The organism is Amycolatopsis sp. NPDC041971, from assembly GCF_055588925.1.
The window spans coordinates 49427-67712 of the sequence record NZ_JBVJCE010000012.1 but is presented as its reverse complement, the minus strand read 5'-3'; the positions used below and the strand labels follow the sequence as shown (position 1 = coordinate 67712).

The 18286-nt window shown below is 69.8% G+C and carries 16 protein-coding genes and 1 pseudogene; 6 read left to right on the top strand and 11 right to left on the bottom strand.

The annotated features are described in order from the left end of the window. Window positions 1–124: 124 nt before the first annotated feature. The 7 genes and pseudogenes from bsaP to ACZ6DT_RS23210 all read right to left on the bottom strand — a co-directional run. Window positions 125–328, bottom strand: coding sequence for a biotin synthase auxiliary protein BsaP (gene bsaP, locus ACZ6DT_RS23240; RefSeq protein ID WP_465598781.1), 204 nt, complete (start codon window positions 326–328; stop codon window positions 125–127). After that, window positions 315–1331, bottom strand: a complete 1017-nt coding sequence (bioB, locus tag ACZ6DT_RS23235; protein WP_465598780.1) for a biotin synthase BioB — start codon at window positions 1329–1331, stop codon at window positions 315–317. The genes bsaP and bioB overlap by 14 nt, the downstream gene beginning before the upstream one ends. Before the next feature lie 84 nt (window positions 1332–1415). Further along, window positions 1416–2138, bottom strand: coding sequence for a dethiobiotin synthase (gene bioD / locus ACZ6DT_RS23230; protein ID WP_465598778.1), 723 nt, complete (start codon window positions 2136–2138; stop codon window positions 1416–1418). Between the two features lie 48 nt (window positions 2139–2186). Beyond that, window positions 2187–4394 carry a SulP family inorganic anion transporter gene (locus tag ACZ6DT_RS23225; RefSeq protein WP_465598777.1) on the bottom strand — a complete coding sequence of 736 codons (2208 nt, stop codon included), beginning with the start codon at window positions 4392–4394 and terminating at the stop codon, window positions 2187–2189. Between the two features lie 444 nt (window positions 4395–4838). Further along, entirely contained in the window at window positions 4839–7097 is a 2259-nt protein-coding gene (locus tag ACZ6DT_RS23220) for a bifunctional SulP family inorganic anion transporter/carbonic anhydrase (RefSeq protein WP_465598776.1), read from the bottom strand. Window positions 7098–7336: 239 nt separating this feature from the next. Next, window positions 7337–8617, bottom strand: coding sequence for an adenosylmethionine--8-amino-7-oxononanoate transaminase (locus tag ACZ6DT_RS23215; protein WP_465598775.1), 1281 nt, complete (start codon window positions 8615–8617; stop codon window positions 7337–7339). A 25-nt stretch (window positions 8618–8642) separates the two neighbouring features. Continuing rightward, window positions 8643–8783: pseudogene (locus ACZ6DT_RS23210) on the bottom strand (cytochrome P450); the annotation flags it as partial. 44 nt (window positions 8784–8827) lie between these two features. On the opposite strand from ACZ6DT_RS23210, the gene ACZ6DT_RS23205 reads away from it, so the two are divergent. Further along, the gene (locus ACZ6DT_RS23205) at window positions 8828–9451 is read left to right on the top strand and encodes a nucleoside/nucleotide kinase family protein (protein WP_465598773.1); all 624 of its coding nucleotides are present in this window, start codon (window positions 8828–8830) and stop codon (window positions 9449–9451) included. Window positions 9452–9455: 4 nt separating this feature from the next. On the opposite strand, the gene ACZ6DT_RS23200 is transcribed toward ACZ6DT_RS23205, so the two are convergent. The 4 genes from ACZ6DT_RS23200 to ACZ6DT_RS23185 form a co-directional block, all read right to left on the bottom strand. Beyond that, a complete protein-coding gene (locus ACZ6DT_RS23200) occupies window positions 9456–10613 on the bottom strand; it encodes a glycosyltransferase family 4 protein (protein ID WP_465598771.1) in 1158 nt (385 codons plus the stop codon). Window positions 10614–10690: 77 nt separating this feature from the next. After that, window positions 10691–11743, bottom strand: coding sequence for a C40 family peptidase (locus tag ACZ6DT_RS23195; RefSeq protein WP_465598769.1), 1053 nt, complete (start codon window positions 11741–11743; stop codon window positions 10691–10693). Window positions 11744–12188: 445 nt separating this feature from the next. Beyond that, complete coding sequence (locus ACZ6DT_RS23190; protein ID WP_465598767.1) at window positions 12189–12431, bottom strand: hypothetical protein; 243 nt, start codon at window positions 12429–12431, stop codon at window positions 12189–12191. 148 nt (window positions 12432–12579) lie between these two features. After that, window positions 12580–13968, bottom strand: coding sequence for an NYN domain-containing protein (locus ACZ6DT_RS23185; protein WP_465598765.1), 1389 nt, complete (start codon window positions 13966–13968; stop codon window positions 12580–12582). A 96-nt stretch (window positions 13969–14064) separates the two neighbouring features. Between ACZ6DT_RS23185 and ACZ6DT_RS23180 the strand changes: the two genes are divergently transcribed. From ACZ6DT_RS23180 to ACZ6DT_RS23160, 5 genes are all read left to right on the top strand, one after another. Then, entirely contained in the window at window positions 14065–15786 is a 1722-nt protein-coding gene (locus tag ACZ6DT_RS23180) for a DEDD exonuclease domain-containing protein (RefSeq protein ID WP_465598763.1), read from the top strand. Window positions 15787–15825: 39 nt separating this feature from the next. Further along, complete coding sequence (locus ACZ6DT_RS23175) at window positions 15826–16110, top strand: Lrp/AsnC family transcriptional regulator (RefSeq protein WP_126733773.1); 285 nt, start codon at window positions 15826–15828, stop codon at window positions 16108–16110. A gap of 176 nt (window positions 16111–16286) precedes the next feature. Next, window positions 16287–17000, top strand: a complete 714-nt coding sequence (locus ACZ6DT_RS23170; protein WP_465598761.1) for a hypothetical protein — start codon at window positions 16287–16289, stop codon at window positions 16998–17000. Further along, window positions 16997–17149: a hypothetical protein gene (locus ACZ6DT_RS23165; RefSeq protein ID WP_465598759.1), complete on the top strand. Its 153-nt coding sequence runs from the start codon at window positions 16997–16999 to the stop codon at window positions 17147–17149. Before ACZ6DT_RS23170 ends, ACZ6DT_RS23165 begins: the two co-directional genes overlap by 4 nt. Window positions 17150–17203: 54 nt before the next feature. Then, window positions 17204–18283 carry a hypothetical protein gene (locus ACZ6DT_RS23160; RefSeq protein WP_465598757.1) on the top strand — a complete coding sequence of 360 codons (1080 nt, stop codon included), beginning with the start codon at window positions 17204–17206 and terminating at the stop codon, window positions 18281–18283. Window positions 18284–18286: the final 3 nt, after the last annotated feature.

Here is an 18286-nt window from a genome sequence, read left to right as displayed (position 1 = left end):
TGGGGTTTTGGGGAAGGAGGCAAACAAGGCCCCCCCCCACCCCCCCCCCCTCCGCTGTTTTTCTTCTTGGGGGTGGGTTGTTGGCGGGGCCAACTACCGCATTCAGAGGACGAAACGCGGGAAGTCAGCCGGCGAGGGAGCCGTGACGGCTGCATCGGGCCGTCCAGCCGACCGGGGTGATCTGGACGACCATCCGCCGCGCGCAGTAGGTGCAGTAGCGCGGCGGTTCGAGTGCCGTTCTGGGGTTGTGGCAGGCGGGATGTTCCGCGCCACCGTCGGACGGCTGTCCACAATGGACGCAGAACGCCGGTCGGTCAGAGGACGTCACTGATCGCCTTCACCGGCATCTTCAGCTCGTCGAGCATCTCCAGGTCCGCGGTGGCCGGGCGGCCGAGGTTGGTCAGATAGTTGCCGACGATGATCGCGTTGATGCCGCCGAGCATGCCCTGCTTGGTGCCGAGGTCACCGAAAGTCAGCTCACGGCCGCCGGAGAAGCGGAGCAGCGGACGGGGCATCGCCAGCCGGAACGCGGCCACGGTGCGCAGCGCGTCCTTGCCCTCGACGACCTCGTATCCCTCGTACGGCGTCCCCGGCTGCGGGATGAGGAAGTTCATCGTGCACTCGTCCGGATTCAGCTCGGCCAGCTGCGCGGCGAACTCGGCGCGCTGCTCGATGCTCTCCCCCATGCCGATGATGCCGCCGCAGCAGACCTCCATGCCCGCCTCGCGGATCATGCGCAGGGTCTCCCAGCGCTCTTCCCACGTGTGCGTGGTGACGACGTTCGCGAAATGCGACCGCGCGGTCTCCAGGTTGTGGTTGTAGCGGTGCACGCCCATTTCGACGAGTTCGTCGACCTGCTCCTGCGTGAGCATGCCGAGCGAGCAGGCGATCTGGATGTCGTTGCCGTCCTCGCGGATGGCCTTGATCCCCTCCCGGACCTGCGAGAGCAGCCGCTTGTCGGGGCCGCGGACGGCGGCGACGATGCAGAACTCGGTCGCGCCGGTCTCGGCGGTCTGGCGGGCGGCCTTGACCAGGCCGGGGATGTCCAGCCACGCCGAGCGCACCGGCGTCGGGAAGCGACCGGACTGCGAGCAGAAGTGGCAGTCCTCGGGGCAACCGCCGGTCTTGAGACTGATGATGCCCTCGACCTCGACCTCGGGGCCGCACCAGCGCATCCGGACCTCGTGGGCCAGCGCCAGCAGGTCGGTCAGGTGGTCGTCGTCGAGCCGCAGGACTTCGAGGATCTGCGCTTCGGCGAGTCCGACACCACGCTCGAGGACCTGGTCGCGCGCCACGGCGAGGATGTCGACGGTCTCCGGGGCTGTGGTCACGGGGCGGCTCCTGTTCGGGGTGGGGCGGTGAAGCAAAGGCACATCATCGTGCACGACCGGGCGCCTCGGCCACAGCGACGCAGGTCACTTCTGGGCCGACGCGCGGCCGACGAAGCATTCCGGGTCGAACTCCCCGCCGAACCACGGCGAGAGACCCGCCCTCGCCCGGTCGGCGAACTCTTCGGGAGAGGCCGTGCCCAGACCGGCGGGCAGCACGCCCAGCAGCGGTGCACCGGCGGCGACCGGCAGGTCACGCAGGTTCGACACCGCCGCCAGGTCGGGCTCCTCCGGCCACGAGCCGATGATCACCCCGGCCACGGTGAGCCCGCGTTTGGTCGCGACCTCGGCGGTCAGCGCGGTCGCGTTCAGCGTGCCCAGCCCGGCCTCGGCCACGATGATGACCAGCGCGCCGAGCGACCACGCGACGTCGGCGAGCGTGGCCCCGCCGTCGTCGAACCGGACCAGCAGGCCGCCCGCGCCCTCGATGAGGGTGAGGTCGTGTCGGCCGTCGAGGTCGCTCGCCACGGCGGCGATCTCACTCGGGGCGAGCGTCGGCAGTCCGGAGAGCCTGGCCGCCGCCTCAGGCGACAGCGGATCCGGGTATCGGCGCAGCTCACGAGTGGTGACCGGACCGGCGAGGCGGAGCACGTCGGCGAGATCACCCGGCTCGTCCGGGCCGACCCCGGTCTGCGCCGGTTTCAGCACGGCGACGCGCCGGCCCTGACCGGCGGCCAGTGCGGCGATGGCGGCGGTGGAGATCGTCTTGCCGACACCCGTACCGGTGCCGGTCATGACCAGCATGCTCACGTGCGTTGAATCTAGTGGGTCGGGATCGAGTCGTGCTGAACGGCTCCGTCAGCTCTCCCGATCGGGCACGGTGGTCACGACACCGACCGGCGCGAAGGCCGGGCTCTCGTCGTCCGACAGGTAGACCTGCGCCGCCCCGACGTCGAAGTACATCCCGGTCAGGTGCAGTTCTCCGCGTGCCTCCGCCTCGGCGATCAGCGGGTAGTGGCGCAGGTGCTCCAGCTGCTGCAGCACGTTCTGCAGTGCCAGCCGGTCGACGTGGCGGTCCGGGCGTTCGCCGTCGAGGGTCACCGGGACGTCGCGACGCGCGCTCGGCTCGGCGTGCCGCAGCCAGGAGGCCAGCATCGGCGCGCCATCGGGGGCGCCGGTGGCCAGTGCCTGCATCGCGCCGCAACCGGAATGCCCGCAGACCACGATCTCGCGCACCTTCAGCACGCCGACGGCGAACTCGACGGTGGCGCCCATCGACGGGTCGGCCCGCCGCGCGGGCACCAGGTTCCCGATGTTGCGGACGGTGAACAGGTCGCCGGGACCGCTCGTGGTGATCATGTTCGGCACGATCCGCGCGTCGCCGCAGGTGATGAACAGGGTGTGCGGCGACTGGCCGCCCGCCAGTTTGCTGAGCGCCGGTTGCATGAGCGCGGCCGTGCGCCGCTGGAACTCGGTCGCCCCGCGTCGCGTCGGCCCGCCGCGCTGTCCGGGCACTTCGACGTCCTTGGCCTGCCAGTCGGACCACGGCGCGAGCAACCGCGGCACCGAGCGCATCGCGGCCGTCCTGGTCAGCGTGGGATCGCCGGATTTGCCGTTGGCGAACCACGGATGCCCGATCTCGTCGACGATCACCTGCCCGCCGGAGCGTTCGTGCGCCTGCTGCCAGTTGGAAAGGCTTTCGAAAGCGGCGTGGTCGAGGTAGTCGACGACCAGTTCCAGGGTCACCTTCGCGCCGTTGGGCACGGTCGCGAGCACCCGGCTGAGCCTCGGCACCGAGAGGAACGTCAGGACACCTTCGACGACGACGCGCCAGTCGTCACCGTCGCGTTCGGCGCGGATCCCGGACCACACCGTGCGCCGCAGCATCAGCAGCACCGAAAGCGCGATACCGAGCAGGACGCCGGTGAGCAGGTCGAAGACGACGACACCGGCGAGTGTCACCAGGTACAGCCACAGATCACCGTGTTTGAAGACCTGCTTCATGTGGTCGGGGTTGACCAGTTTCGCGCCGACGTGGACGAGCAGGCCCGCCAGCGCCGCGAGCGGGATGTTCTGGATCAGCCCGGCGAACGCGGCGACGAACACCAGGATCCAGACGCCGTGCAGGATCGCGGACAGCCGGGTGCGGGCGCCGGCGGCGACGTTGGTGGAGCTGCGGACGATCACGCCGGTGACCGGGAGCCCGCCCAGCGCGCCGGAGGTCATGTTCGCGGCACCCTGCCCGATCAGTTCGCGGTCGAGGTTCGACCGCGGTCCGGTGTGCATCTTGTCGACGGCGACGGCGGACAGCAGGCTTTCCACGCTGGCGATCAGCGCGATCGTGATGACCGCGATGGCGAACGCGCCCCAGCCCGCGTCGGGGAACTCGGGCGCGAAGCGGATGGTGAGCAGGTCACCCGGCAGGTTGACGCGAGGCAGGGTCATCCCGGTGGCGACGGACAACACGGTCACCAGCGCGATCGCGGCGAGCGGACCGGGCACCTTGCGGACGGACCGGGGAAGCCGCGGCCACAGCAGCAGGATGCCGATGGTGAGCACGCCGATCAACGCGGCGGTGTCGTGGTGGCCGACGATCTGCGCGGGCAGTTCGGCGATGTTCTTGAGCGCCGAACTCTGTGCCGTTCCGCCCAGTACGACATGGAGCTGGCCGAGGACGATCGTGACGCCGATACCGGCGAGCATGCCGTGGACGATGGCGGGCGCGATCGCGAGCGCCCCGCGGGCGATGCGGCTCAGCCCGAGCAGGACCTGGAGCGCGCCCGCGACGACGGTGATCGCGCAGGTGGTCGCCCAGCCGAAGGTGGCGATGGTTTCGGCCATGATCACCGTCAGACCGGCGGCCGGACCGCTGACCTGAAGCGCGGAGCCGCCGAGTGCTCCGGCGACCACACCTCCCACCACGGCGGCGATCAACCCCGCGACGATCGGCGCCCCCGACGCGAGAGCGATCCCGAGTGAAAGCGGGACGGCGACGAGGAACACCACCAACGAGGCGGGCAGGTCGTGCTTGAGCACGGCGAGAGGCTTTTTGATGATCACCATCATGACCACAGCAAACTGGTGAATTGTCCGATATGCACCACCTGATCGAGTGAATATCACCCTAAAACTGGGTGGCGTAGCCCACTTTCGGCCCGGTTCGTTGCCCGGAGATGTCCTCTGTGTTGCGAAAGGCCTTACTGGCTTCCGAATACTGGGAAATACCGGTCGGCCGCCCGGTCAAGGTAGGAACGCCGGGGTGTCGTGAGGGCGCCTTGAGGGGCCGGCGGCGCGTGAGGGCCCGGCGGCGTGGCAAGGGCGCCGGAAGGTGGTGGGTCGGGTTGGTCGTGGGGGGGGGGGGGGGGGGGAAAAAAAAACCCCCCCCCCCCACCCCCCCACCCGAAGGGGGGGGGCGAAGGAACGGGGCGAAGGGGGTGGGGGGGTGGGGTTGGGGGGGGGTGGGGTGGGGGTTAAAACCCCGCCCCCCCCCCCACGACCTCAGCGAGGGAGTCAGGACTTGACCGGGGTCGCGGCCGAGGTGAACGACCGCGACGCCGCGTCGAGCAGGGACACGTTCGCCTTGCCGACGTCGAAGTACATCCCCGTCAGCCGGAGTTCGCCACGGGCCAGCGCCGCGTCGACGACCGGATACGAGCGCAGGTTCTCCAGTTGCTGCACCACGTTGTGCAGGGCGAGCCGATCGCTTTCGTGCGCGGGACGGGCACCGTCGAGCAGCACCGGTCCCTCCCTTTCCCTGCGCCGCAAGGTTTCCTCGCCGTGGCGCAGCCAGCCCCTCAGTTGCGTGAGCCCGGCGGGCGCGTCCCCGAGCAGCGCCTTCATCGCACCGCAGCCGGAATGACCGCACACCACCACTTCCCGCACCCGCAGCAGCCCGACGGCGTACTCGATCGCCGCCCCCACGGAGAAATCCGCTTCGGCACCGGCGTGCGGGACGAGGTTTCCGATGTTCCGCACGGTGAACAGGTCTCCCGGACCGCTGGTGGTGATCAGGTTCGGCACGATCCGCGCGTCGCCGCAGGTGATGAACAGGGTATGCGGCCGCTGCCCGTTCGCCAGCCCGTCCCAGGTGCTCCGCAGCAGCGGCGCCGTCCGCCGCTGGAACTCCGAAGCACCACGGCACAACGGGACACTGCCGCCGCGCTGGCTCGGCAGTTCGAGGTGTTCGGCCTGCCATTGCGACCACGGCGCGAGCCAGCGCGGCACCACCCGGGACGCGACGCCGCGGCGCACGGTCGGAACGCCCGCCTTGCCGCGTCCGAACCACGGATGCCCGACCTCGTCGACGACCACGGTTCCCCCGGCGCGTTCGTACGCGCGCTGCCAGCCGCGCAAACAGTCGAAAGCGGCGTGGTCGAGGTAGTCGACGAACAGTTCCAACGTCACCTCGGAACGTTCGGGGACTTCGGCCAGGATGGTCGTCAGCCTTGGCACGGAAAGGAAAGTGAGCGCGCCTTCGATGACGACGCGGATCCGCGGGCCGTCCGGTTCGACGCGGATGCCGGAGAACAGCATCCGGCGCAGCATCAGCGCGAGCGCCACCACGATCCCCGCGGCGACACCGGTGAGCAGGTTGACGGCGACCGCTCCGAGCAGGGTCGCGAGGTAGACCGGCAGGTCGCCGTGTCGGCGCACCTCACGGAGATTGGTGAGGTTGACCAGTTTGGCGCCGACGTAGACGAGGAGACCGGCGAGCGCGGCGAGCGGGATCAGCCGCAGCGGGCCCGCCAGGAACAGGCAGCAGCCGAGGATCCAGACACTGTGCAGGATCGCCGACATCCTGGTCCGCGCGCCCGCTTCGACGTTGGTCATCGTGCGCACGACGACGCCGGTGACCGGGAAGCCGCCGAGCGATCCGGCGGCGGTGTTCGCCAGGCCCTGGCCGATCAGTTCGCGGTTGAGGTCGATGTGCGGCCCGTCGCGCAGTTTGTCGACGGCGACGGCGGAAAGCAGGCTCTCCAGACTGGCGATGAGCGCGATGGAGAGGACGGCGGCGATGATCGCCGCCCAGGACCCGGAGGGCACCTCGGGGATGAAACCCAGCCCCGGCAAGCCGTTCGGGAGGTCGACGCGCGGCAGGTCCATTCCCGCCGCGACGGAAAGACCGGTCACGAGCACGACGGCGACGAGCGGCCCCGGGACGCGGCGCACCGAAGGCGGCATCCTGGTCCACGCCAGCAGGACGCCGACGGTGACCACACCGATCAGGGCGGCCTGGTCGTGGTGCCCGATGATCCGGCCAGGCAGCGCGAGGACGTTCGCGATCGTGGAACTCTGCGCCACCCCGCCGAGTACGACGTGCAGCTGGCCGAGGACGAGGATCAGCCCGATCCCGGCGAGCAGGCCGTGCACGATGGCAGGCGAGATCACCAGCGCGGCGCGGGCGACGCGGCAGACGCCGAAAAGGATCTGGACCACGCCCGCCCCGGCGGTGATCGCGCAGGTGGCGGCCCAGCCGAAGGTCGAGATCGTCTCCGCGATGACGATGGTCAGCGCGGCCGAGGGACCGCTGACTTGCAGGGCGGAGGCGCCGAAGAGGCTCGCGACGACTCCACCGACGACGGCGGAGATGAGTCCGGCGAGCAAGGGGGCTCCGGCGGCGTGTGCGACGCCCAGCGAGAGCGGGACCGCCACGAGGAAGACGACGACCGAAGCCGGGAGGTCGTGGCGAAGGTTCTTCAGGAGGGTCGATGCGGGATTGCGGCGGCCCGGGGGCCCGGTGTCGTGCTCGTCACCAACGAAGTCGATCATGGGGGCAGGAAACCCGATCGGCGCGCAAAAGTCCGCTACGCAAAGGTTTCTCAGGTTTGCTTGTGCGTCAAGGAACTAGGACGTAACCCCTTTTTGCGACAAAGCGCCCGAGATGGGTCCCGATCGGACTCGCCCGTTCGCCTTACCAGGATCAACCCATGACCACGCTCAGTACCGAGCGTGGCCTCCTTGGTTTCCTGTGGCCACGGTCACACTCTTTGTGCTGAATTTCGCCGTTTTTACGCTTTTCGTGCGGCCGAGACCATTGCGGAAGTGATCGCCGCGAGGTCGTCCGCCTCGGAGATGTAGGGCGGCATCGTGTAGATCAGGTTCCGGAACGGGCGTAACCAGACCCCGTTCTCCGTGAGGACCTCGGTCGCCACCGCCATGTCCACGGGATGGTCCAGTTCCACCACACCGATGGCGCCGAGCACCCGCACATCGGCGACCGAGGACAACTCGCGAGCCGATTCGAGCCCGGTCTTCAGCGCGGCCTCGATCCGCGGGACGTCGGACTTCCAGCCGCCTTCGGCCAGGATCCCCAGTGAGGCGTTGGCGACGGCCGAGGACAGCGGGTTCGCCATGAACGTCGGGCCGTGCGCCAGCACCGGCAGTTCACCGCGCGAGATCCCGTCGGCGATCTCCGGCGTGCACAACGCCGCCGCCATCGTCAGGTAACCACCGGTCAGCGCCTTGCCAAGGCACAGGACGTCCGGCGTGACCCCGGCGTGGTCGGCGGCGAACATCTCGCCGGTGCGGCCGAAACCGGTGGCGATCTCGTCGAAGATGAGCAGGACGTCGTTGGCCTCGGTGAGCTCGCGCAGCGCGCGCAGGTATGCGGGCGGGTGGAACCGCATGCCACCGGCGCCCTGCACGACCGGCTCGACGATGATCGCGGCCAGTTCGCCCGCGTGCCGTTCGATCTCGGTCGCGAGCAGTTCGAGGTACGCCTGATCCGGCTCGTCGGCGAAACCACCCGGCGGCTTGGGCAGGAACAGCTGATCCGGCAGGATCCCGCGCCACAGCGCGTGCATGCCGCCTTCGGGGTCGCAGACGCTCATCGGCGTGAACGTGTCGCCGTGGTAACCACCGCGCCAGGTCATCAGGCGCCGCTTTTCCTTGCGCCCCACCGATTGCCAGTACTGAAGGCACATCTTGACGGCGACCTCGACCGACACCGACCCCGAATCGCACAGGAAGACGTGCCGCAGCCCGTCCGGGGCGAGGTCGACCAGTGTCTTCGCCAGCCTGATGGCCGGTTCGTGGGTGAGGCCGCCGAACATCACGTGACTCATCCGGCCCGCCTGCTCGGCCAACGCCGCGTCCAGCACCGGGTTCCGGTAGCCGTGGATCGCCGCCCACCAGGACGACATGCCGTCGATCAGTTCGCGGCCGTCGTCGAGGGTGAGCCGGACCCCGCTCGCCTCACGCACGAGCAGGGAATCGATCGTGCTCGGCATTGGCCCGTACGGGTGCCAGACGTGTTCCGCGTCGAGCGCGAGGAGTTCGGCGGCGTCCATCCGGCGACCCTACGACACCCCCCGGTCAGCACAGGCGCACAGGGAGGGTTTCCAGGCCGTGGACCAAGGTGCTTTCCCGCCACCGCAAGGCTTTCGGATCGGCGTCCCGGCTCAGGGCGAGGAACCTCTCCAGCAGGGCGATCTCGGCTTCCGGACGGGCCGGCGGGTGCGCCGCGCGACAGGCATCGGTCCGGGTGGAGGATCTCTCCCGTGCGCTACCGTCCGATTTCTCCCGCTCAGCTGGTCTCGGAACTGACCGAACGCATCACGGCGATCACCGGCCGCCGCCGGATCGCGGTCGCCGTCGACGGCGCGGCCGGTGCGACCGACACCACAGAGCTCGCCGACGCCCTGGTCGATCCGCTGCGGATCGCCGGCCACGCCGCGTTGCGGATCTCGGCGAACGACTTCGTTCGCCCCGCCTCGCTGCGTTTCGAACGCGGCAAACGGGATCCGGACTCGCGCTACAGCGACTGGCTCGACCTCGGCGCCCTGCGCCGCGAAGTGCTCGACCCGCTCGCCGAGGACGGCAGCGGACTGGTCCTGCCGTCGCTGTGGGATCCGGTCCGTGATCGCGCCACCCGCGCCGAACGCGTCGAGCTGCCCGAAGGCGGCGTCGTCCTGCTGGACGGTGAGTTCCTCTTCGGCGCGGGGCTCGCTTTCGACCTGAGCGTGCACCTGTGGCTTTCGCCCGCCGCGCTCAAGCGGCGGGTGCCCGACGCGTGGGCGCTTCCCGCCTACGAGCGCTACGAACGGGAGGTCGACCCGGCGGCGCTGTCCGACGTGGTGGTCCGCGTCGACGACCCGAAACACCCGGCGCGTTACGAACCCTGACTCCTCAGCGCACCGCCGCGACGGGATCGCCGTCGAGCAGCCCGGAAAGCCTGCCCGCCATGGTGTCCCAACGCCAGTTCTCGCCGACCCATTCGCGACCGGCGGCCCCCATCCGCCGCGCCCGCACCGGATCCGCCAGCAACGCGGCCAGCGTCTCCCGCAACTGCTGCTCGTCACGGCCGTCGACGACGTGCCCGGTGACCTCGTCCAGCACCGTTTCCGGCGCGCCCCCGGAATTCCCGGCGACGACCGGCAGTCCCGACGCCGAAGCCTCCAGGTACACGATGCCCAGGCCCTCGACGTCGAGCCCCTTTCCGCGCGTCCGCGCCGGCATCGCGAAGACGTCCCCCGCGTTGTAGTGCGCGGGCAACTCCTTCCACGGCACCGATCCGGTGATGACGACGCTGTCGTCTACCCCCAGCGCGTCGACGAGCCCGGTGAGCGTTTTGCGGTACGGGCCGCCGCCGACGAGCAGCAGCGCCACGTCCGGGATCCGCTTGCGAAGCTCGGGCAGGATCTTGATCAGCATGTCCTGGCCCTTGCGCGGCACCAGCCGCGAAACGCAGACGATCGTCGGACGGTCGCCGAGACCGTGCCGCTCGCGGATCTCCTCACCCGCGGCCGCGTCCGGCCGGTAAAGCGCGGTGTCGACCCCGCACGGGAGCATCTCCAGCCCCGCCATCGGGCCGAAGGCGGCCGAAAACCGGGAGCGCGTGTACTTGCTGACGTAGGTGATCACGTCGACGGTGTCGCCGATCCGGCGCAACGCCTGCCGGGAACCCGGGAGCATCGACCAGCCGACCTCGTGGCCGTGCGTCGACGCCAGCACCCGGCGGGCGCCCGCCGCCCGCAGCGGATGTCCGAGCAACGCCAGCGGCGCGGCGGCACCGAACCAGACGGCCTCGCAGTCGCGGGCACGCATGATCTCCTTCGCCCGCTTGAGCACGTCCGGTGTCGGCAGCATGAGCGACGTCGGATGGCGCACCACCTCGAACGGGGCGGCGGCGTCGAACTCGCCGTGCGAGCCGGTGCTCGATTCCCAGGACGGGGCGTAGACGACAAGGTCGTCCGCGGGCAGGCGGGTGGCCAGCGAGTTCAGGTAGTTCTGGATACCGCCTGGCCGGGGCGGGAAATCGTTGGTCACCAGCAGGGTCCTCAGCACCCCTGCAGGCTACTTGGCCCGCCGCAGGCGAAAGGGGCGGCACCGCTCGCGCGGTACCGCCCCTTTCCGGGTTTTCGTCAGGCCGTCGGGCGACGGGCGCCGACGTAGTTGTTCTGCAGCGGCGACACCTTGACGACGTCACCGGTGGTCGGCGCGTGCACCATCATGCCGTTGCCGACGTACATGCCGACGTGCGAGACCGGCGAGTTGTAGAACACCAGGTCGCCCGGCTGGAGCTGCGACCTCTCCACCGGGGCGCCGAAGGTCGCCTGCTGACGGCTGGACCGCGGCAGGGTGAGACCGGCCTGCTTGTACGCCCACAGCATCAGACCCGAGCAGTCGAACGACGAGGGGCCGGTGTCGCCCCAGCCGTACGGGCTGCCGAGCTTGCTCTTCGCGGCCGAGAGGGCCGCCGCCGCGGCGGCACCCGGAGCGGGCAGGTTGGGGAACGCGCCGCCCTTGTCCTTCTGGGCGTTGCGGTCCGCGGCGCTCAGGTTGCCGCCGGCCCGCTCGATCTCCTTGAGCTGGTCGCCCAGCGTCTTCTGACGTGCCTCGATGTCCGTGGTCAGCTTGGCGGCCGTGTCACGGGCGGCGGTCGCCGTGTTCTGGGCGTCAGCCGCCTGCTTCGCCGCGGCAGCCGCCTGGGCGACGGCACCGCTCAGGTTGTTCAGGGCGGTGTTCTTGTTCGCGGCGAGGACCTCGAGCGCCGAGGAGCGCTCCAGGAAGTCCTGGGTCGACGCGCCCGACAGCAGCGACGACAGCTTGTTCAGCTGCATCCCGCTGGTGAAGGAGGCACCGGCGAACTTGTTCACCTCGGCCTGGAACGTCTTCTCGTCACCGGCCGCCTTGACGCCGAGATCCTTGGCGGCCGCGGCGTCTCCCGTGGCCTTGTCGAGCTCAGCCTGCTTCGCGGCGAGATCGTCCTTCGCCTTGAGGAGGTCTTCGTTGGCCTTCTCCGCCTGCGCCGCGAGGTCGCGGTACTTGGCGAGAGCGTCCGAACCGGACGGGGGCTGTTGGAGGGCGGGGATTGGGGCAGCAGTGGCAGCAGGCTGGGCGACCGTTACGGCGGTGATCACCGCGGCCGCGGCCAAAGCTCCTGACACCACGCGCTTGACTGGATGCGACTGCACGGTCGCGCGTGTCTCCTTTGCTGTCGGCCACCGACTCGGAACCCGGGACGAAGAGGTCGGGGGCCCTCTTCCGCGAAGCCGCGACGCCGACCCTGAGGCCCGCGCGGTTCCCCGCGTTCCCGCCGTGCGCCTGGCCGAGTGCTATCGCAACAGGTTTGGCGTACGGCTGGTTCTGACGCAACTCCCCGACAAAGCTGCTTCAGTGGCGATCTCGTGTCGCCGTCTGGCGACGACTTCCGGCCACGAGATCTCGGACAGGTTACGAAACCACGGGCACCACGTCCACCATGGCAGCCGCAAAAACTCTCCGTGATGCGCCGAAACACCTTCGGACCAGCATGAGCGGAAAAATGTGACGGGCGTTACATCCTGAGGCTGATCGCGACTACCTACCGTTCACCCGATCGGATCGACCACTCGTCGAATCTCCCGATCGTGGCGTGTCTCAGGCCGACTTCCGGCGCTCCTGCCCGACGATCTCGACCATCCGGAGCCGCGGGACCATCCCGGCTTCCGCGAGCGCGTCGACCGCCTTCCGCTCGTCGGCGTCCCATTCGAGCGCGGGCGGCGCGCCGAGGAGAACACTCACGACACAGTCATGACATGCGTCACCGCGGACCGCGCACCGGTCGCAATCAATGACGAAAGTCTCTATATCCGCTATATCGGCGATGGCCTTGCCGTCCATCTCGACTCCTCACTTTCAGTGGTGAGGTGCACCTTAAGAGCGACCACCGACAGTTTCGGGCCACCTGAGCCGACGGGTGTCCAGCCCGATCACGCGAGTTACGTCCCCCATCACGCGTGTTCGCTTTCCAGGCACGCGTGTCGCGACTTCAGACCCGGCTGAGCCGCGACACCAGCACCGCAGACGGCACCGGATGCGCGCCCCTGCGCCGCACCGAGTCCGCCACCGCGCGGTCCGTGCTCGCGACCACCATCGGGCGCCCCGGCGGCTCGGCCGCGACCAGGGAGCGGATGACGTCGTCCGCGAGGACGCCGCGTTCGGAGAACAGCACCCGCACCCCGCGCGGCACGGCCGCGGGCACGGAGAGCACACCGGCGCCGTCGAACACCACGGTGACCTCGGCCGAAGTCCGCGCGGCGAGTGCGGAAAGCTGGTGGATCAACCGGTCGCGCTGATCGGAAAGCGCCAGCTCCGGATAGCCGGTCTTCGTGACGTTGTAGCCGTCGACGATCAAATGCACGTTGGGCAGCGCGAGATGCCGGTCGAGCGCGGTGACGTCCTGGATCTTGCCGCCCGCCCCGAGGCCCGACGTCGCGCCGCGGACCATGTCCGCCGGCCGCTGGCCCCGCGCGCTCACCGAAAGTTCCCGGCGAAGCCCGCCGACGGCGCCTTCGATGGTGTCCAGCAGCAGCCCGAGCCTGACCTCGTCGGCCTGACGTGCCTCGCGGGCGGACTGACGGGCGATTTCGGCGTCGGTGACGGCCTTCTCCGCCCGCGCCCGCTCGGCCGCGACTCGCTGCCTCTCGCGGTCCAGCTGGGCCTTCAGCGCCTTGATCTCCGCGGCGCTCTCGGCACCGCCGCTCTCCAGTTGGGCGCGAGCCTCGGCGACCGCGTCCTTGGCCTGACGCAGCTGGACACCTTGCTCTCGCAAACGCTTCAACAGTTTCTCGACCTCGGCGTCGCGTTCGCCCCGCGCGCCACCGGCGATTTCCTTGACCTCGCGCAACTCTTCGCGCAGCTGGGCCAGTTCGGTCTCGAGCCGCTGGTTGCGGGCCAGCGCGGCATCGCGTTCGGCGCGCAACGCCGTCTCCTCGGCGTTCTTCGCCACCAGCCGGACCCGTCCGGCCGCGCCGGCCTCGCCGAGGAGCACGGCGGCGGCCGCGGCGGCGACGGAATCGGGGGCGTTCGGGTCGAGGGCGTCCTTGCGGTGATCACGCAGCCATTCGGTGACCGCGACCCGGAACTGCGAAGACTCCCCCAGCGCGGCGAGCAACGCCGTCCCGCCGAGTTTCGCGCGTTTCGCCGGGGCGAACTTCGCGACCGGGCGCAGCTGCCTCGGGACGTCGGCGACCGGCAGCTTGCCGACGGCGGCGGCCGCCAGCTCGGCGATCCGCTCCCGCACGGTCTCCGGCAAGGACGTCCAGCCTTCGGCCGGTACCTCTTCGGACGGCTCCCCCGCGCCCGCCGACGCCACGACACCCGAGGGACCACCGGTGGCGTCCCCGGGCAGTTCGGGCACTGCGGGCTGCGGTTGCATCGCTCCAGCGTAGGCCCCATGGCCTCGGAGCGCGCTCGATGGGACACCGTGCGCGAATACTGAGATTGTCGGTGCCCACCCCTACTGTGCCCGACCATGGACACCGGACGGCGGCCCGGCGCGGCGCAACTCGCCTTCGACGAGCTCGGAACCCCTTTGCGGGACACCACTTTCGTCGTATTCGACCTGGAGACCACGGGGACGAAACCCGGTCCGGACGGGATCACCGAGATCGGCGCGGTCAAGGTCCGCGCCGGCGAGATCGTCGGCGAGTTCGCCACCTTCGTCAATCCGGGGATGCCGATCCCGCCGCAGATCGTCGAGCTCACCGGCATCACCGGTGCGATGGTCTACGACGCTCCCCGCATCGAGCGCGTCCTGCCCGCGTTCCTCGAGTTCATCTCCGGTGCCGTGCTCGTGGCGCACAACGCGCCCTTCGACACCGGTTTCATGCGCGCGGCCTGCGAGGGCCACGGCTACCGCTGGCCCAAGGCGGCCGTGGTGTGCACGGTCCGGCTCGCCCGCCGGGTCATCTCCCGCGACGAGACCCCCAGCTACCGGCTGTCCGCGCTGGCCGCGCTGTTCGGGGCGCGCACGACACCGAACCACCGGGCGCTCGCGGACGCGCGTGCCACCGTCGACGTCCTGCACGCGCTGCTCGAACGAGTGGGCAACCTCGGCGTCCACACCCTCGAGGAACTGCTGGACTACCTGCCCGAGGTGACGCCGGCCCAGCGCCGCAAACGGTCTCTGGCCGAGCACTTGCCGTCGAGGCCCGGCGTCTACCTGTTCCGCGGCCCGAGCGACGAGGTCCTCTACGTCGGGACGTCGTCCGACCTGCGCCGCCGGGTCCGGCAATACTTCACCGGATCGGAGAGCCGCGGACGGATCCGGGAGATGGTCGCGCTGGCCGAACGGGTCGACACGGTCGAATGCGCGCACGCCCTGGAGGCCGCGGTCCGGGAACTCCGGCTGATCGCCGCCCACCGTCCCATGTACAACCGCCGTTCCAAGAACCCACGGCACGCCTGGTGGGTCGCGCTGACCGAGGAGGCGTTCCCCCGCCTCTCGGTGGTCCGCATGCCGCGAGACGGGATGCTGGGGCCCTTTCGCACCCAGACCGACGCCCGCTCGGCCGCGGACACCCTCGCCGGCGCGTCGGGACTGCGGACGTGCACCCAGCGGATCTCGGCCACCTCGCCGACCGGGACGCCCTGTGTCCTCGCCGAACTCGGCCGCTGCGGAGCGCCGTGCGCCGGGAAGCAGACGGTCGAGGCGTACCGGCCGGGTGTGCTGGCGGTGTCCGGGCTGATCGCCGGGACGGACGGGCGTCCGTTGCGGGCCGCCGCCGATCAGCTGGCCAGGCTCGCCGAGGCCGAGCACTACGAACAGGCCGCCCAGCACCGCGATCAGCTGGCCGGGCTGATCCGCGCGGTCGGCCGGGCGCACCGGCAGTCGGCGCTGGCGGGCATCCCGGAACTGATCGCCGCCGGACCGGACGGGAAGGGCGGCTGGGAACTGGCGGTGATCCGGTACGGCAAGCTCGCGTCGGCGGGTGTCGCCCGGCGCGGGGTGCCGCCGATGCCGGTGGTCGAAATGCTCGTGGCCTCGGCGGAGACGGTCATCCCGGGTCCCGGCCCGCTCTTCGGCGCGATCCCGGAGGAAATCCAGATCCTCCTGCGCTGGCTGACCCGCCCCGGTGTCCGGCTCGTGCGCACGACGCAGCCCTGGGCGGAGCCCGCCGCCGTGGCGGGCGGCTGGCAGGAGTGGCTCGACCTGGCGTCGAGCGCGACGGCACTCGAACGCGTGCCGGGCTAGGATCGCGGCACCGGAATCATCAACGTAGGAGGCCCTCCAGTGATCACCGCGATCGTGTTGATCCAAGTCGAAGCGGACGCCATCCCCGAGGCGGCCCAGGCGATCGCGGACATCGACGGGGTACGCGAGGTCTACTCCTGCGCCGGCGACGTCGACTTGATCGCCTCGGTCCGCGTGGCCGCCCACGAAGACCTCGCGGACCTGATCCCGGCGAAGATCGGCAAGGTCCCCGGTGTGCTGAGCACCGTCACGCACATCGCCTTCCGCTCGTACTCGAAGGCCGACAGCGAGTCCGCGTTCGACATCGGCGTGGAAGGCGCCTGACAATTCCTTTCCGGACACACGTCGCAAGAGTGATTTCCTGACTCGTCCAGGCGGATCTTGCGCGAATCGGGCATCAGCGGTTAGGTGAACCTCGACCGGGATTTCACTGGGGGAATTCCGGGAACTGGGGATAACTGAACATGTACCGAAGATCGGTCCCTTCAGGGACCGCGGCGATGGCCGCTGCCGTTTCTCTGTCCGAAAACCTCGCGATCGCGTCACCGATGGCCGCCGACGGGGCGACAGACGTCACCACGACGGAAGTCTCGCCCGCCGGTGTCCTCGAAAAAGTCAGGGCCGTCACGGCCATCGGCGAAGAGATCACCGGTGAGTGGACCTCACTGGACGACAAGGCGTTCGTGTTCCGCGTGTACGGCCGGGCCGACCCGGCGCAGTACCCGCGGACCAGGACCGAGGCGTACCGCGTCCACAAACCCGAAGTCGCCGACGCGTCGGCGTTCATCCACACCGGGATCCACGAATTCGTCGGCCGCGACCACGACGAGAAGATCCGGCGCGACGCCATCGAGCGCGAACGCGAGCGGGACGAAGAAGCCGCGAAGAAACTGGAATCCGACTTCGCCCGCACCAACGCGGTCAACGTCGCCTCGATCCCGCCGAACCCGGCGTGGGCGACCCGGGAACCGGACCCCGAGATCACCACGGTCCTCATGCTCCGGTGGTACAACGACGCCGCGGCCGCCGCGGCGGTGGGCGCGCCCGTCGCCCCCGAGGCGCCAACGGCCGGATGTACCGGCACGATCGGCTCGGACCGGCCGCGAGGTGGACGGGCTGGCCGTTCGTCGCGAGGTACGTCGCCTTCGGCAGCCTCCAGTTCTCGTTCCCGGAGACCGACCAGGAGGCCCTCCTCGACGGCGCGCACCGCGTGAAGTTCCGGAACGGGGCGAGCCTCTACTGGGGCGACAAGTCGATCGAACCGAAATTCGGCTACGGCGCCATCCAGGACAAGTGGATCGCCGAAGCCGGCTGGATCGTGCACTACCCGGCGACGGGGCCAACGCCGGCCTATCGCCGCTGACCTTTCCACCCACAACCGAATATCCATTCTGCACCGAAGTGATTGGGGGCTTCCGTGTATCAACGAATGCTGTCCTGTGCCTTGTGCGCGGCCGTCCTGTTCACCGGGACGGTCTCCGTTCCGGTGGCGGGCGCGGCCGTGCCGGGCGTCGTCTCGGTCTCGGCCTCGACGCCGAGTGAGATCGCCCGGCGGGAAGTGCTGTACCACGCGAAATACGGCGTGTACGCGACGGTGAAGACCGACGCGTGGGTGGCGCTGCTGAGCGAGGATCCGGACGCGGCGGCCATCGAGTTCCTGCGTCTTCCCGACGGCGGTCTCGTCTTCGCGAAGGAAAGGGCGCAGAACCTCGACAAACGCAACATCGATTTCCTGAACAGGCTCTTGGAAACGCACACCCGGCAGTATTCGCCGGAGGTCCACCAGGCGGCCTCGTACTACCTGACCCAGCCGCCGTCGAAACGCGAAGAGTTCTGCCACGGCGGCGGTTACGAGGCCGCCAAGGCTCGCGACCTGAAGTTCCGCGCCGATCTCGGAGAGCAGAAACGGGCGTTGGTCGAGGAGGACCGCCGCTACATCCGGATGCTGGCGCAGAACGATCCCGGCGCGCAGGTGCGGTTCGCCGCCTCTTACGCCGTCCGGGCGGGAGCGACCGACGACGATCTGACCGACTTCTTCGCCTGGGGCTGGGCACACGCGGCGCGGCTGGACATCGAGTCGTTCCGTGAGCGGGTGCTGGATCAGAACCAGCAATGGCTGCACACCATCGCGCGGCTGATCACCGACGCGGAAGCCGCGGAGAAGGCCGCCAAAGAGACCGAGGGCGAAGCCGGGAAGGAAGCCAGGGACAAGGCCGCCGCGGCCTGGCGGAACGTCGGCACACAGTCCTCGCCCGCACAGTCCAAATGGGAGGAGGCGCGTGATTTCTCCCGGCAGCAGGCCGAAACCTGGCGCGCCATCCTGCTCGCGGCCCAGCAGGCGCAGAACCCGAACTGGAACGCGATGATCGACCCGGCGAAGGCGACCGAGGCCGATTGGGAGAACAACCGCTCGATGGCCGTCGACCAGGCCGCGTACTGGGAATCGCTGCTGCGGCAGGCACTCGAAGGCGAACAACGGGTCAAGAACCCGAGCTGATCA